The 13657-nt window shown below is 66.6% G+C and carries 9 protein-coding genes and 2 tRNA genes; 7 read left to right on the top strand and 4 right to left on the bottom strand.

Annotated features, from left to right (window positions below):
• Positions 1-75 precede the first annotated feature (75 nt).
• From ACIN94_RS27750 to ACIN94_RS27740, 3 genes are all read right to left on the bottom strand, one after another.
• On the bottom strand, positions 76-1797 hold the full coding sequence (locus tag ACIN94_RS27750; RefSeq protein ID WP_400712033.1) for a SpoIIE family protein phosphatase: 1722 nt from the start codon (positions 1795-1797) through the stop codon (positions 76-78).
• Complete coding sequence (locus ACIN94_RS27745; protein ID WP_400712030.1) at positions 1794-3380, bottom strand: phytoene desaturase family protein; 1587 nt, start codon at positions 3378-3380, stop codon at positions 1794-1796. The genes ACIN94_RS27750 and ACIN94_RS27745 overlap by 4 nt, the downstream gene beginning before the upstream one ends.
• 278 nt (positions 3381-3658) lie before the next feature.
• Positions 3659-3729: transfer RNA gene (locus tag ACIN94_RS27740), tRNA-Gly, on the bottom strand.
• Between the two features lie 229 nt (positions 3730-3958).
• Between ACIN94_RS27740 and ACIN94_RS27735 the strand changes: the two genes are divergently transcribed.
• A tRNA-Pro gene (locus ACIN94_RS27735) sits at positions 3959-4032 on the top strand.
• Between the two features lie 134 nt (positions 4033-4166).
• Here ACIN94_RS27735 and ACIN94_RS27730 read toward each other — a convergent pair.
• Complete coding sequence (locus ACIN94_RS27730) at positions 4167-4676, bottom strand: ATP-binding protein (RefSeq protein ID WP_400712027.1); 510 nt, start codon at positions 4674-4676, stop codon at positions 4167-4169.
• A 242-nt stretch (positions 4677-4918) separates the two neighbouring features.
• Here ACIN94_RS27730 and ACIN94_RS27725 point away from each other — a divergent pair, with 242 nt between their 5' ends.
• The 6 genes from ACIN94_RS27725 (at position 4919) to ACIN94_RS27700 (ending at position 13315) form a co-directional block, all read left to right on the top strand.
• Positions 4919-5785, top strand: a complete 867-nt coding sequence (locus ACIN94_RS27725; protein ID WP_400712024.1) for a helix-turn-helix domain-containing protein — start codon at positions 4919-4921, stop codon at positions 5783-5785.
• Between the two features lie 208 nt (positions 5786-5993).
• Positions 5994-7382: a trigger factor gene (tig, locus tag ACIN94_RS27720; RefSeq protein ID WP_400712021.1), complete on the top strand. Its 1389-nt coding sequence runs from the start codon at positions 5994-5996 to the stop codon at positions 7380-7382.
• 431 nt (positions 7383-7813) lie between these two features.
• Complete coding sequence (locus tag ACIN94_RS27715; protein ID WP_400712018.1) at positions 7814-8458, top strand: ClpP family protease; 645 nt, start codon at positions 7814-7816, stop codon at positions 8456-8458.
• A gap of 11 nt (positions 8459-8469) precedes the next feature.
• Positions 8470-9114, top strand: a complete 645-nt coding sequence (locus ACIN94_RS27710; RefSeq protein ID WP_400712015.1) for an ATP-dependent Clp protease proteolytic subunit — start codon at positions 8470-8472, stop codon at positions 9112-9114.
• Positions 9115-9307: 193 nt separating this feature from the next.
• A complete protein-coding gene (gene clpX / locus ACIN94_RS27705; RefSeq protein WP_400712012.1) occupies positions 9308-10588 on the top strand; it encodes an ATP-dependent Clp protease ATP-binding subunit ClpX in 1281 nt (426 codons plus the stop codon).
• Between the two features lie 150 nt (positions 10589-10738).
• The gene (locus ACIN94_RS27700) at positions 10739-13315 is read left to right on the top strand and encodes a valine--tRNA ligase (protein ID WP_400712009.1); all 2577 of its coding nucleotides are present in this window, start codon (positions 10739-10741) and stop codon (positions 13313-13315) included.
• Positions 13316-13657 lie beyond the last annotated feature (342 nt).

The raw sequence follows: 13657 nt of genomic DNA, 5'->3' as shown, positions 1-13657 counted from the left end.
ATCGTCATCGTGCCCGTGGGGCACGGCCGTCCGCCGGCGTCCTCGCCTCGCGTCCCGGACGACCGGCACGGTGTCTCACGGCAGGCTCTGCTCCACCCAGACGACCTTGCCCCTGGGTGTCAGGCGGGAGCCCCAGCGGTGAGCGAGCCAGTTGATGAGATGGAGCCCGCGGCCGGTGTCGTCGTCGCTGCCGGCTTCGCGCATGACCGGCATCACGAAAGAATGGTCGCTCACCTCGCACACGAGCGTGGGACCGCGGAGCAGACGCACCCCGACCGTGCCCGAACCGTGCTTGATCGCGTTGGTGACCAGCTCGCTGATCATGAGCTCGGTGGCGTCGGCGATCGGGCCCAGCTGCCACTCGGCCAGCGTGGTGCGGACGAAGTGGCGGGCCGTCGAGGCGGAGCGGGGATCCGAGACGAGCGTGGTCTCGACGAGGTCGCCGTCATCCAGCTCGCGTACCCGGGCCAGCAGGAGCGCGATGTCGTCGCGTTCGTGCCCCGGACGCTGCGCGTCGATCGTGAGGTCGCAGACCTCTTCCAGATCCTGGTTCCGGCCGGAGAGCAGTTCGCACACCATGCCGATGCCCTCGTCGATGTCGCGGTCCCGGCTCTCCACCAGGCCGTCGGTGTACAGGGCCAGGACAGCGTCGTGCGGGAGGACGAGCTCGCGCATCTCGACCGGCTCGTTGCCGATGCCGAGGGGGAGCCCAGGCGGCAGCTCCAGCCGCTCGGGCCTGCCACCCGGCCGTACCAGAATCGGCGGCATGTGCCCCGCGGAGGCGATCGCGCATATCTTCGTGACCGGGTCGTAGGTGGCGTAGACGCACGTCGCGATCTGGGTGGCGTCCAGGTCCTGGCTCATCCGGTTGAGCCGGAACAGCACCTCGGCCGGGCTGAGGTCGAGGCTCGCCAGCGTACGGGCGGCTGTGCGGAGCTGGCCCATCGTGGCGGCCGCTCTGATGCCGTGCCCCATGACGTCGCCGACCACGAGGGCAACCCGGCAGCCGGGCAGCGGGATCACGTCGTACCAGTCGCCGCCCACCCCCACCAGGTCGCTCGCGGGCAGGTAGCGGGAGGCGATCGTCAGGCCCAGCGGCTGGTAGAGGTCGGCCGGGAGCAGGCTGCTCTGCAGGGTCAGCGCGGTACGGCGCTCGCGGTTGTAGAGCCGGGCATTGTCCAGGCAGACCGCGGTCCTGGCCGCCAGCTCCTCGGCGAGACCGATGTCCTGCTCCTCGAAGGGCTCGCTGTCGGGCCTGCGGGTGAAGATGACGAAACCCAGTACCCGGCCGCGTGCCTTCAGCGGGACCACCAGGAACGAGCTGTCCTCCAGCACCCTGGAGACCGAGTCGCGCTTCCAGAACCGCCCGATCTCCTCGGAGGTCCGGCGGCCCAGGCGAGGGTAGAGGATCGGATTGCCGGTGGACATGCACCTGGCATAGGGGGTCCACGCCTCGTAGGCGGCGACCTCGTCCACCGGGAACGCGCGGGCGTACTCGCCGGGCGCGGGGTCGGAGACACCGACCGCGATCCGCCGCACCAGCGCCGAGCCGTCGGTGCTGCGCTGGGGGAACTCCCCGTCGGTCATGAGCCGGTCCTGCACCAGGACGCCGGCCGCGTCGGCGAAGCGCGGCACGGCGACGTCCATCAGCTCCCTTCCGGTCTCGAACATGTCCAGGGTGCTGCCGATCCGCTTGCTCGCCGCGTTGAGCAGCGACAGCTGCTCGTGCATGGTGGCGGGACTGCTCATCCGCGGTGCCGCCGCTGCCGGATCCTTGGCGACGAACTGGCGGTTCACTCGCTCCACCGGGGGGCGGGAACGGGGGTCCACCAGGTGGCGAGTCCGAGGTCCTCAGCGATGGCGTTGGCGCCGTTGTAACCGGGGGCCGCGGAGACCGAGCCACCGGGGTGGCTGCTCGCCCCGCAGAGGTAGAGGCCCGCGACCGGAGTGCGATACTGCCCGAGCTCGGGAACCGGCCGGTTGCCGCCCAGCTGGATGGGCTCGTAGGCGCCGACGTGGTGACTGCCGCGGACCATGTTGACACAGTGCCGCTCGATGTCGAGCGGGGAGAAGACCCGTCTGCCGAGCACCGTGCCCCCGGCGAGGTTGGGGGCGTATTCGGCCCACTCGGACAGCAGCCGCTCGCCCACCTCCTCGCGCTGCCGGTCCCAGTTCTCCGGGTCGCCGCCAAGGTCGTAGGGGGCCCACGGCCACCAGAAGGCCACATGCTTGCCGTCCGGGGCGTAGGAGGGGTCGAACAGCGAGGGGCAAGCACCGTTGCCGGCCAGCCGGTCGGGCAGCCGCCCCTGGTGGATCTGGTCGAAGGTACGGCCGAGCTGCTCGCTGTCGTCGGCACCGAGGACGACGAGGAAGGCGCGGTCCACGTCGGGCTCGAACTCGGCAGCCCGGTAGCGTGGCGCCTCCTCCAGCGCGAGGTGCAGGGTGACGAGACTGTGGCCGGCCCACCTGTAGTTCTCTACCTTGGCCGCGATTTCGGCGCCGAAGTTCTCCGGGCCCGCCAGCCGTACCGTCTGGGGGGCGTCCACCGCGCTGGCCACGAACCGGCGCGCCTTGAGAACATCGCCCGTGGCCAGCTTGACCCCGACGGCCCGGCCGTCGTCGACCAGGATCCGCTCCACGTGCGCACCGGTGATCACTGTGCCGCCGTGCTCCTCGATGACGGCACGCAGCGCGTTCGCGACGTTCACGGCGCCCCCCACGGGCACGCCGAGCCTGGCGATGCGGGAGAGCAGGCGGGGGAAGAAGCCGCCGGTCCCGGGCACGTTCTCGATCGAGATGGCGTGCAGGAAGGACTTGAACAGCACCCTGACCTGCTCGCTCTCGAAGTTCCTGTCCACCGCCTCGTAGAGCGACAGGGGCATGTAGCTCAGCAGATCCCGGCCCAGGTCGCCCTGGAGCCGTTCGGCGAGAACGGGAGGTGGCAGCGGCTTGGAGTACAGGAAGCCGTTCATCAGGCCTCTTGCCGCCTCGGCATAGCGCTCGTGCAGCTCCAGCCACCGGTCCGCGTCGGCGCGGGAGAACCGGGCGAAGGACTCGGCGGTGCGCTTGGGGTCGGTGTAGACCGTGATCGCCCTGCCGTCCCTGAAGATCGTGGAGTGCTGGGTCTCGGGATAGACGTAGCGCAGGCCGTACCGCTGGAGTTCGAGATCGGCCGGGACAGGCCCCTCCTCCAGGAAGTGGTAGCTGCTGTGGGTGTTGTGCCGGAATCCGGGGAGAGTCAACTCCTGAGTGCTGCAGCCGCCGCCCGCCTCGTCGTTGCGCTCGACGACTGCGACTGACAGGCCCGCCCTGGCGAGATAGGCGGCGCAGGTGAGCCCGTTGTGACCGCCACCGATGATGACGCCGTCGAACTCAGTCACGATCTCCTCCAGAGCATCCTGATCATCGTCTTTGGAGAATCGTAAAGAACGATCTACGTCTGAGTCCCCATTTGACAGAGATTTATCAACATTTGTTGATCTCGTCCATCTCGTCCGGATAGGTGGAGTCGGCGCCGGAGCCGTCGTTCAACACGCCGCCGAGGAGGTGACGGACGTCGGACCGGATCCAGCCGTCAGAGCAGGGAGACCGTAAAGTTTATGGGAAAAGCAGAAGGCCAGGTCTCCCGGTATCGGTTGACCTGGCCTTTCGCCATCTGAGCGGACGACGGGAATCGAACCCGCGTAGCCAGTTTGGAAGACTGGGGCTCTACCATTGAGCTACGTCCGCGCGAGCCGGTGTCGGTCTGGTCTAGACTTCATCCGGTCGTCAGGGCGTAATCGTACCGGAGTTCCGGAGCGAGCGTGCACCAGACGGACCGGGGTGTGGCGTGGTTCGGTAGCGGACTCTCTGGGAGCATGGACCGCGGGCTCGAACCCCGCCTGGATCCGGGCCGAGAGTTCCCAGGTGGGAGTGTCGTCGACATGTAAGCTACGATCACTCCAGGTAAGACATGTAACGGGCTGTGGCGCAGTTTGGTAGCGCGCTTGCTTTGGGAGCAAGAAGTCGCAGGTTCAAATCCTGTCAGCCCGACAGAAAAGGCGTCAAAGCCGAATAACGCAACGGACGTCGAAGGCTGTCCAGCCCTCGCCGTTGACCATCCTGACGTTCTGTTCGAGCCTGGCGCGGATCAGGCCGTACGCGGAGCAGGCCGTACGGTGAGCGACTCAGACGGTGCCGCTGAAGAGGGCCCAGACGGCCTTGCCCCCGCGGCTGAGGCGGTCCCAGCCCCAGCACTGGCTGTAGGTCTCCACGATGTAGAGGCCCCGGCCGTTCTCGGAGGTGAAATCCGGCTCCTTGGGGGTGGGGACCTCGTTGCTGGGGTCGGCCACGGCGAGGAGCACATGAGGGGACCGGTGCAGCAGCATCAGAGTGATCGGAGTGGTCTCGACCTGGCTGGGCGGGCACAGCGCGTAACGGACGGCGTTCGTGACCAGTTCCGAAACCACTAGCGCTGCGTCATCGCTCAGTTCGGCCAGGCCCCAGCCGCTCAGTGTCGATCTGGTCACATCCCGGGCGGTCTTCACGGAATCGGCCTGCCGGGGGAGGGGGCACGCCGTGGCGTCGGAGCGGTTGGCCACGAGGAGGTCGTCGAAGCCCACCTCGCGGGTCACCTGCAGGTAGTCGACAGCCGATTGTGGCTCATCCACCATCCTGCCGGTACCTCCCGCTGCCATTGTGAGTCTCCGTACCAATTGCGAGCTTTCAGAGCCTATGCACTATAAGCCCAATATGAACTAGGCCATCATGGGTCACTGGGACGTCCGCTGCAAGGCCCAAATGCACGTGCAGGTGCAACGTGCAGTCGCATGGCGGCTACGACGACAGGTTGGCGAATCGGACACCGTGTTGAGACCTTGTCATCGAGGCCGGAAGTGGTGACACTGTGTGCGCTGGCCCAAGTGAAGAGGGAGCCGAAGTGACGCAGGTTCAACCGGGAGCGGGTCCCACAGCTCTGCGTATCCTTTTGGGTTCCCAACTGCGCCGGCTACGCGAGGCCAGGGGGCTGTCCCGGGAGGAGGCCGGTCATCTGATCCGAGGCTCCGAATCCAAGATCAGCAGGATGGAACTCGGCCGGGTCGGCCTGAGAGAGCGCGATGTCGCGGACCTGCTGACGTTCTACGGGGTGGAGGACGAGTCGGCACGGTCGGCGATGATGGACCTCCTGCTCAGGGCGAACGAACCCGGCTGGTGGCACCGCTTCAACGACCTGCTGCCCTCGTGGTTCCAGACCTATGTCGGCCTGGAGGAGGCGGCGTCCCGGATCCGCACCTACGAGGTGCAGTTCGTGCCCGGCCTGCTCCAGACGGAGGAGTACGCCAGGGCGGTCATCACCGCGGGGAGTGCCGGAATCGCTCCCGAGGAGATCGCCCGCCGCGTCGACCTGCGGATGCGGCGCCAGCAGTTGCTCAACCGGGCAGACGGGCCGTTCTTCTGGGCCGTCATCGACGAGGCGGCGCTGCGGCGACCCATCGGCGGCGTCGAGGTCATGCGGGCCCAGCTGGAGTATCTGCTGGACCTCATGCGCCGGCCCAATGTCACGATCCAGGTGATGCCGTTCAGCTTCGGCGGTCACAACGCCGAGGGCGGTGCCTTCAGCGTGTTGCGCTTCCACGACCAGGAGCTGCCCGACGTGGTCTACGTCGAGCAGCTGGCCAGCGCGCTCTACCTGGACAAACGCGAGGAGGTCGACCGCTACAGCGAGGTCATGGAACGGCTGTGCGCGGTGAGCACCACTCCTGATGAGACGACCGACATCCTGCGGCGCATCATCAAGGAGAACTGAACGGGCAGCGGTCGCTCCGAGGTGCAGGTCTGCCCTAGACTGGCCAGCGGCGCTGGACACCCGCCACAGCGGAGCGTGCCCTAAACTCGCATGGCTCAACGGCTGTGCCCGGTGCCGCTCATGTGGGCGCGGCGCGCGAGCTTGCCGCGGTAGCCGTACGACTTGACGCGCCCGCGATCACTCGAAGCTTGATCAAGGAGACCACCCCGTGAAGACCGCTGTGGAGGAGCTCAGCCCGACTCGGGTCAAGCTCACTGTCGAGGTGCCGTTCGAGGAGCTCGGCGAGAGCCTGCAGGCGGCGTACAAGAAGGTCGCGCAGCAGGTGCGCGTCCCCGGCTTCCGCCCGGGCAAGGTTCCGGCCCGGATCATCGAGCAGCGCTTCGGCCGCGCGGTGGTGCTGGAGGAGACCCTCAACGACGCCGTGCCCAAGCTCTACGGCCAGGCCGTCGACGCAAGCGACATCTTCCCGGTCAGCCAGCCGGAGATCGAGGTCACCAAGATCGAGGACGGCGAGCAGGTCGAGTTCACCGCAGAGGTGGACATTCGTCCGAACTTCGACGTCCCCGACTACCAGGGCCTTGAGGTCACCGTCCCGGTCGCCGAGGTGTCCGATGAGGACGTCGACGCCCAGCTGGACGGCCTGCGCCAGCGTTTCGCGACGCTGACCGGCGTCGAGCGCGCCGCGGCCAACGGTGACTACGTCGTCATGGACCTCGCCGCCGCGATCGACGGTGTGAACATCGAGGAGCAGCAGGCCAACGACGTCTCCTACGAGGTCGGCGCCGGCTCGGTGCTGCAGGGCCTGGACGACGCGCTGGTCGGCATGTCCGCCGATGACACCAAGGAGTTCACCACCAACCTGGTCGGCGGCGAGAACGCCGGCGAGGAGGCCGTGGTGACCATCACCATCAAGAGCGTCAAGGAGAAGGTCCTCCCCGAGCTCGACGACGAGTTCGCCCAGCTGGCTAGCGAGTTCGACAGCCTTGACGAGCTCAAGGACAGCGTCCGGGAGCAGGCCCGTCGCAACAAGCTGATCGACCAGGTCGTCCAGGCTCGGGAGAACGCCCTGGACGCCCTTCTCGCCAAGATCGACATTCCGCTGCCGGACAGCGCGCTCAAGGCCGAGGTCGACAACCGCAAGCACAACCTTGAGCACCAGATCGCCGAGAGTGGGCTGAGCAAGGAGGCGTACTTCCGCCTCTACCAGACCACCGAGGAAGAGCGCTACGCCGAGTTCGACGAGAACGCGGCCAAGGCGCTCAAGACGGGCTTCGTCCTCGACAAGATCGTCAAGGCCGAGGAGCTCGGCGTCAGTGAGCAGGAACTGACGAACTTCGTGGTGCGCCGCGCCATGCAGATGAACGTCGCCCCGAACACTCTCGCCCAGCACCTCGCCGACAACGACCAGCTCACGCTGGCCATGGTCGAGATCGTCCGTGACAAGGCCAAGGGCGTCGTCGGTGACGCCGCCAAGGTGATCGACGAGGCCGGCAACGAGGTTGACCTCAAGGCCATCTACACCGAGATCAACGGTGAGGAGGCGGCCGAGGAGTCGACCGAGGAGACCGTCGAGGAGAGCGACGAGGCCGCCAAGTAGGTTCTCCGCCGCAACGCATACGACGTCCCCACCGTGCCCGCACGGTGAGGGCGTCGTTGTCGTTTTCCGGCGCCGTTTCCCCTCCGCGCCGCCCGTCCTCCCCCGCGAGGGGCGGGCCGCCGTCTGGGCGGAGCTGAGGACCGGCGTGCCCTGCCCCTCGGCGATTCCCGTCCGGGAGCGGCAGAGTGCGGGGAAAAAGTCGGTCAAACATCTGGTCCGGCCCCGAGGTCTGTGCGAAGGCGAGACAGGCGCCGACACACCGGATGATCCGGGCGGAAAACAGGCCTGGAGGGGCGCGGAAAAGGGCTTGGGCCGAGGTGACGAGCATGCGCCGTCAGCGAACAGCACGTGGAGGGGGCATGTCCGGTAGGCGGCGAGCGTTAAGGTCACAAGCAAAGCCAATCGATTACGACGCATCGGAAGGTGACGCTGTGACCAGCCCGCCGACCTTCTACCAGCCGACCGGCTCCGGGCCCGAGTCGATGAGCCAGCCGAACGGCTCGTTCAGGCTCGAAGACCAGCTCTACCAGCGGCTGCTGCGTGAGCGCATCATCGTGCTGGGCACTCAGGTCAACGACGAGATCGCCAACCGAATCTGCGCCGAGCTGCTTCTGCTCGCCGCGGACGATCCCGACCGGGACATCTGGCTCTACATCAACTCGCCAGGTGGATCGGTGACCGCCGGTATGGCGATTTACGACATGATGGAATACGTGCCGAACAATGTGTGCACGGTCGCGATGGGTCTGGCAGCCTCCATGGGCCAGTTCCTGCTCTGCGCCGGCGAGCGGGGCAAGCGTTACGCCCTGCCGCACGCCCGCATCATGATGCACCAGCCGTCCGGAGGCATCGGCGGCACCGCCGCCGACATCGCCATCCAGGCGGAGCAGATGCTTTACGTCAAGAAGACCCTCGCCGAGCGCATCGCCTTCCACACCGGTCAGAACCTGGACCAGATCGAGGCCGACTCCGACCGCGACCGCTGGTTCACGGCCGAGGAGGCCAAGGACTACGGTTTCATCGACCAGGTCGTGCGCAGCGCTCGACAGGTGCCCTCCGCGGGCGCCGTCTCCTGAAGGGGCACAAGGTGAGTGAGTTGATCCGGCCGGGAGACATCAACGGCCGCTACGTTCTTCCGTCCTTCACCGAACGCACGTCGTACGGCATGCGGGAGATGAACCCGTACGCCAAGCTCTTCGAGGACCGCATCATCTTCCTCGGCGTGCAGGTGGACGACGCCTCAGCCAACGACGTCATGGCGCAGTTGCTGACGCTGGAGTCGCTCGATCCCGACCGTGACATCAGCATCTACATCAACTCGCCGGGCGGTTCGTTCACCGCCATGACGGCGATCTACGACACGATGCAGTTCGTCCGGCCGGAGATCCAGACGGTCTGCCTCGGGCAGGCGGCGTCCGCCGCGGCGGTGCTGCTGGCCGGCGGCACGCCGGGCAAGCGATTCGCCCTGCCGAACGCCCGCATGCTGATCCACCAGCCCTCCACCGAGGGCGGCGGGCAGGGAAGTGACATCGAGATCCAGGCGCGCGAGATCCTCAGGATGCGCGCGCAGATGGAATCGATCATCTCCCTGCATTCGGGCAGGCCCGCGGAGGCGGTCCGCAAGGACATCGAGCGGGACAAGATCCTTGACGCGCAGGAAGCCAAGGAGTACGGGCTGATCGACGACATCATCCCGTCCCGGAAGAAGCTCGCCAAGGCCGTAGCCTCTTAATGGGGCATATCGCACCGGAACGGTGCCCAATTGGGCACGTTCCGGTGCGACTCGCCGCTAGGGGGCTCACTGAGGGCTCAGAAGACGGTAACGTCGAAACCTGAGCGGGATGACTTTTCGTACCGGGTATCGGGCCGGTCGGAAGAAACGGACCGCGACAGCCAGGGCGGTCCCACGCAAAGGAGTATCTGGGGTGGCACGCATCGGCGACGGGGGAGACCTGCTGAAGTGCTCTTTCTGTGGAAAGAGTCAGAAGCAAGTCAAGAAGCTCATCGCCGGACCCGGCGTATACATCTGCGATGAGTGCATCGATCTCTGCAACGAGATCATCGAGGAGGAGCTCAGCGAGTCCTCCGAGCTCAAGTGGGACAGTCTGCCCAAACCGAGGGAGATCTACGAGTTCCTCGACGCCTACGTCATCGGTCAGGACCAGGCGAAGAAGGCTCTCTCCGTGGCGGTCTACAACCACTACAAGCGGGTGCAGTCCGGTGATCGCGGGCGTGATGACGGCCTCGAGCTGGCCAAGTCCAACATCCTGCTCCTGGGCCCGACCGGTTCCGGTAAGACACTGCTTGCCCAGACGCTGGCGAAGATGCTGAATGTGCCGTTCGCCATCGCCGATGCCACCGCTCTGACGGAGGCGGGTTACGTGGGCGAGGATGTCGAGAACATCCTTCTCAAGCTGATCCAGGCCGCTGACTACGACGTCAAGAAGGCCGAGACCGGCATCATCTACATCGACGAGGTGGACAAGATCGCTCGAAAGAGCGAGAACCCCTCGATCACCAGGGACGTCTCCGGCGAGGGCGTGCAGCAGGCACTGCTGAAGATCCTGGAGGGCACCACGGCGAGCGTGCCACCCCAGGGCGGACGTAAGCACCCCCACCAGGAGTTCATCCAGATCGACACCACCAATGTGCTCTTCATCTGCGGTGGTGCCTTCGCCGGCCTTGAGAAGATCATCGAATCCCGGGTCGGCAGGAAGGGCATCGGCTTCAACGCCATCATCCACTCGAAGGAAGACGCCGACACCTCCGACATCTTCGGCGACGTCATGCCCGAGGACCTGCTGAAGTTCGGGATGATCCCCGAGTTCGTCGGCCGTCTTCCGGCCATCACGAGCGTGCAGAACCTCGACCGCGAGGCACTCATCCAGATCCTCACCGAGCCGCGCAACGCCCTGGTGAAGCAGTACCGCCGCCTGTTCGAGCTCGACAACGTCGAGTTGGAGTTCACCGACGACGCCCTCGAGGCAATCGCCGACCAGGGGATCCTGCGCGGCACCGGTGCACGTGGCCTGCGGGCCATCCTGGAGGAGGTTCTCCTCTCGGTGATGTACGAGGTGCCCTCCCGCCAGGACGTGGCGCGTGTCGTCATCACCCGCGAGTCGGTGCTTGAGCACGTCAACCCGACGCTCGTGCCGCGTGACCAGCTCAACAAGCAGCAGCGCACGCCGCGCGAGAAGTCGGCATAGACCTGCCCGTACGGCTGTCGCCCCCGTGGAGAGACTCCGCGGGGGCGATGCCGTTTCCGGGGCCCGTCGGTTGCCGGAGCCTGCGGTAGGGCGCAGCTCGCACGGTAAGACGGTGCGCCGACCATCCGGACATCCCTAGAATTGGACACCGTGACGACGCCAGAGCTGCCCACCCAGTACACGCCCGCCGAAGTGGAGACCCGGAGCTACGAGCGCTGGGTATCGGGGGGATATTTCACCGCCGACCCGGGCAGCGAACGCGAGCCGTACAGCATCGTCCTGCCACCGCCGAACGTGACCGGTGTCCTGCACATCGGCCACGCCCTCGACCACTCGATCCAGGACGCGCTGACCCGTCGAGCCCGCATGCGCGGTCAGGCGACGCTCTGGCTGCCGGGCATGGACCATGCCGGTATCGCCACCCAGAACGTCGTGGAGCGTGAGATCGGGAAGGAGGGCCTGTCCCGGCACGACCTGGGCCGGGAGGCCTTCGTCGAGCGCGTGTGGCAGTGGAAGGAGGAGTCCGGCGGCCGGATCCTCGGCCAGATGAGGAAGCTCGGCGACGGCGTCGACTGGTCGCGCGAGCGCTTCACCATGGATCCCGGGCTCTCCCGGGCCGTCCAGACAATCTTCAAGAAGCTCTTCGACGACGGGCTCATCTACCGCGCCGAGCGCATCATCAACTGGTGCCCGCGTTGCCTGACCGCGCTGTCGGACATCGAGGTGGAGCACAGCGAGGACGAGGGTGAGCTCGTCTCGATCCGGTACGGCGACGGCGAGGACTCCATCGTCGTCGCGACCACCCGCGCCGAGACCATGCTCGGTGACACCGCCGTGGCCGTGCACCCCTCCGATGAGCGCTACACGCACCTGATCGGCCGCGAGGTGGAGGTCCCGCTCACCGGGCGCCGTATCCCGGTCGTGGCCGACGAGCACGTCGACCCCGCATTCGGCACCGGTGCGGTCAAGGTCACCCCGGCGCACGACCCGAACGACTTCGAGATCGGCCGCCGCCACTCGCTGCCGTCCCTGACGGTCATGGACGAGCGCGGCGTGATCACCGCTCACGGCCCCTTCCAGGGGCTCGACCGCTTCGAGGCCAGGCCCGCGGTCGTGGCCGCCCTGCGCCAGGAAGGCCGGATCGTCGCGGAGAAGCGGCCCTACCTTCACTCGGTCGGCCACTGCTCGCGGTGCAAGACCGTGGTGGAGCCCCGGCTCTCGCTCCAGTGGTTCGTCAACGTCTCCCCGCTGGCCAAGGCCGCTGGTGACGCGGTCCGCGATGGTCAGACGAAGATCCACCCGCCGGAGCTGGCCAAGCGCTACTTCGACTGGGTCGACGACATGCACGACTGGTGCATCTCGCGGCAGCTGTGGTGGGGCCATCGGATCCCGGTCTGGTACGGGCCGGCCGGAGAGGTCGTCTGCGTCGGTCCGGACGAGGAGCCACCCACCGGTTACGTCCAGGATCCGGATGTCCTCGACACCTGGTTCTCCTCGGGGTTGTGGCCGTTCTCCACCCTGGGCTGGCCGGAGAAGACACCCGAACTGGCCAAGTTCTACCCGACCTCCGTCCTGGTCACCGGTTACGACATCCTGTTCTTCTGGGTGGCCCGGATGATGATGTTCGGCCTCTACGCGATGGACGGCCAGCCCCCGTTCCGTACCGTGGCGCTGCACGGTATGGTCCGCGATCAGTACGGCAAGAAGATGTCCAAGTCGTTCGGCAACGTCGTGGACCCACTCGACTGGATCGAGCGCTTCGGCGCCGATGCCACCCGTTTCACCCTGTTGCGCGGTGCCAACCCCGGCTCGGACGTCGCGATCAGTGAGGAGTGGGCCGGCGGTTCCCGCAACTTCTGTAACAAGATCTGGAACGCCACCCGCTTCGCGTTGATGAACGGGGCCGAGAGCGGTGAGCTCCCGGTCGAAGAGCTGACCGCGGCCGACCGGTGGATCCTCTCCCGGCTTCAGGGGATTGTCGCGTCGGTGGACGCGGCCTTCGAGGAATTCGAGTTCGCCAAGATCTCCGACCTGCTCTACCACTTCGCCTGGGATGAAGTCTGCGACTGGTACGTGGAGCTCGCCAAGATCCAGCTCGCCTCGGGCCTGGAGCACACCCGGTTGGTGCTGGGCCACGTCTTTGACTCGCTCCTGCGGCTGCTCCACCCGCTGGTGCCGTTCGTCACCGAGGAACTGTGGCGGGCGGTCACGGGAGGCGAGTCGATCGTGGCCGCGCCGTGGCCGACGGTGCAGGAGTCGTTGCGCGACATCCCCGCCGAGGAGGAGATCCTCGCCGTCCAGGGCCTGGTCACCGAAGTCCGCAGGTTCCGTTCCGACCAGGGTCTCAAGCCCGGCCAGCGTGTTGCCGCTCGTCTGTCACTCACCGGTACGGCTCTTGCCTCGCAGGAGGGGGCGATCCGGTCGCTGCTCAGGCTTGACCAGCCGTCGGAGTCGTTCTCTGCCACCGCGCGTCTCGATGTGAGCGGGATCGTCGTGGAGATCGACACGGCAGGGACGATCGACGTGGCCGCCGAACGCAAGCGCCTGGAGAAGGATCTCGCCGTGGCGCGCAAGGAGGCGGCGCAGGTGGCGGCCAAGCTTGGCAACGAGCAGTTCATGTCGAAGGCACCCGATGAGGTGGTGACCAAGGTGCGGGCCCGCGCGGCCCAGGCCGACCAGGACATCACGCGGCTGGCCGCTCAGCTGGCTGCGCTGCCTGCCGGCTGAGCACGCATCTGGGACAGAGCTTTGATCAAGGGTCCGGGGTCCGTTGACCCCGGACCCTTGCGTTTGGGGGTCACTGACCCAGGGAAGACCTAGTTGTTACCGCGAAGTGGGTCACGGCAGTCCGAGTGGACTGCTAGAGTTCTGCGAGCAGGCAAGCTCCTGCACCCCTCTAAAGATCACCGAAAATCTGATCATGTCCGGGCAATTGGACAAAGGTTGGATGTCGGAGTAAGTTAGAAGGGTTGCTCCGGAAACGGGGCGGCCGGAATTCCGGTAGGGAAAGCTTGATCGAGTCAAGTAGTTCGAAACGGACTGGTTTGACACGGAAAAGCGGGCCTGAAA

This window comes from Streptosporangium sp. NPDC087985, assembly GCF_044741965.1.
In the GTDB taxonomy this organism is placed as follows: domain Bacteria; phylum Actinomycetota; class Actinomycetes; order Streptosporangiales; family Streptosporangiaceae; genus Streptosporangium.
This window is presented reverse-complemented; position numbering and strand designations above follow the sequence as displayed.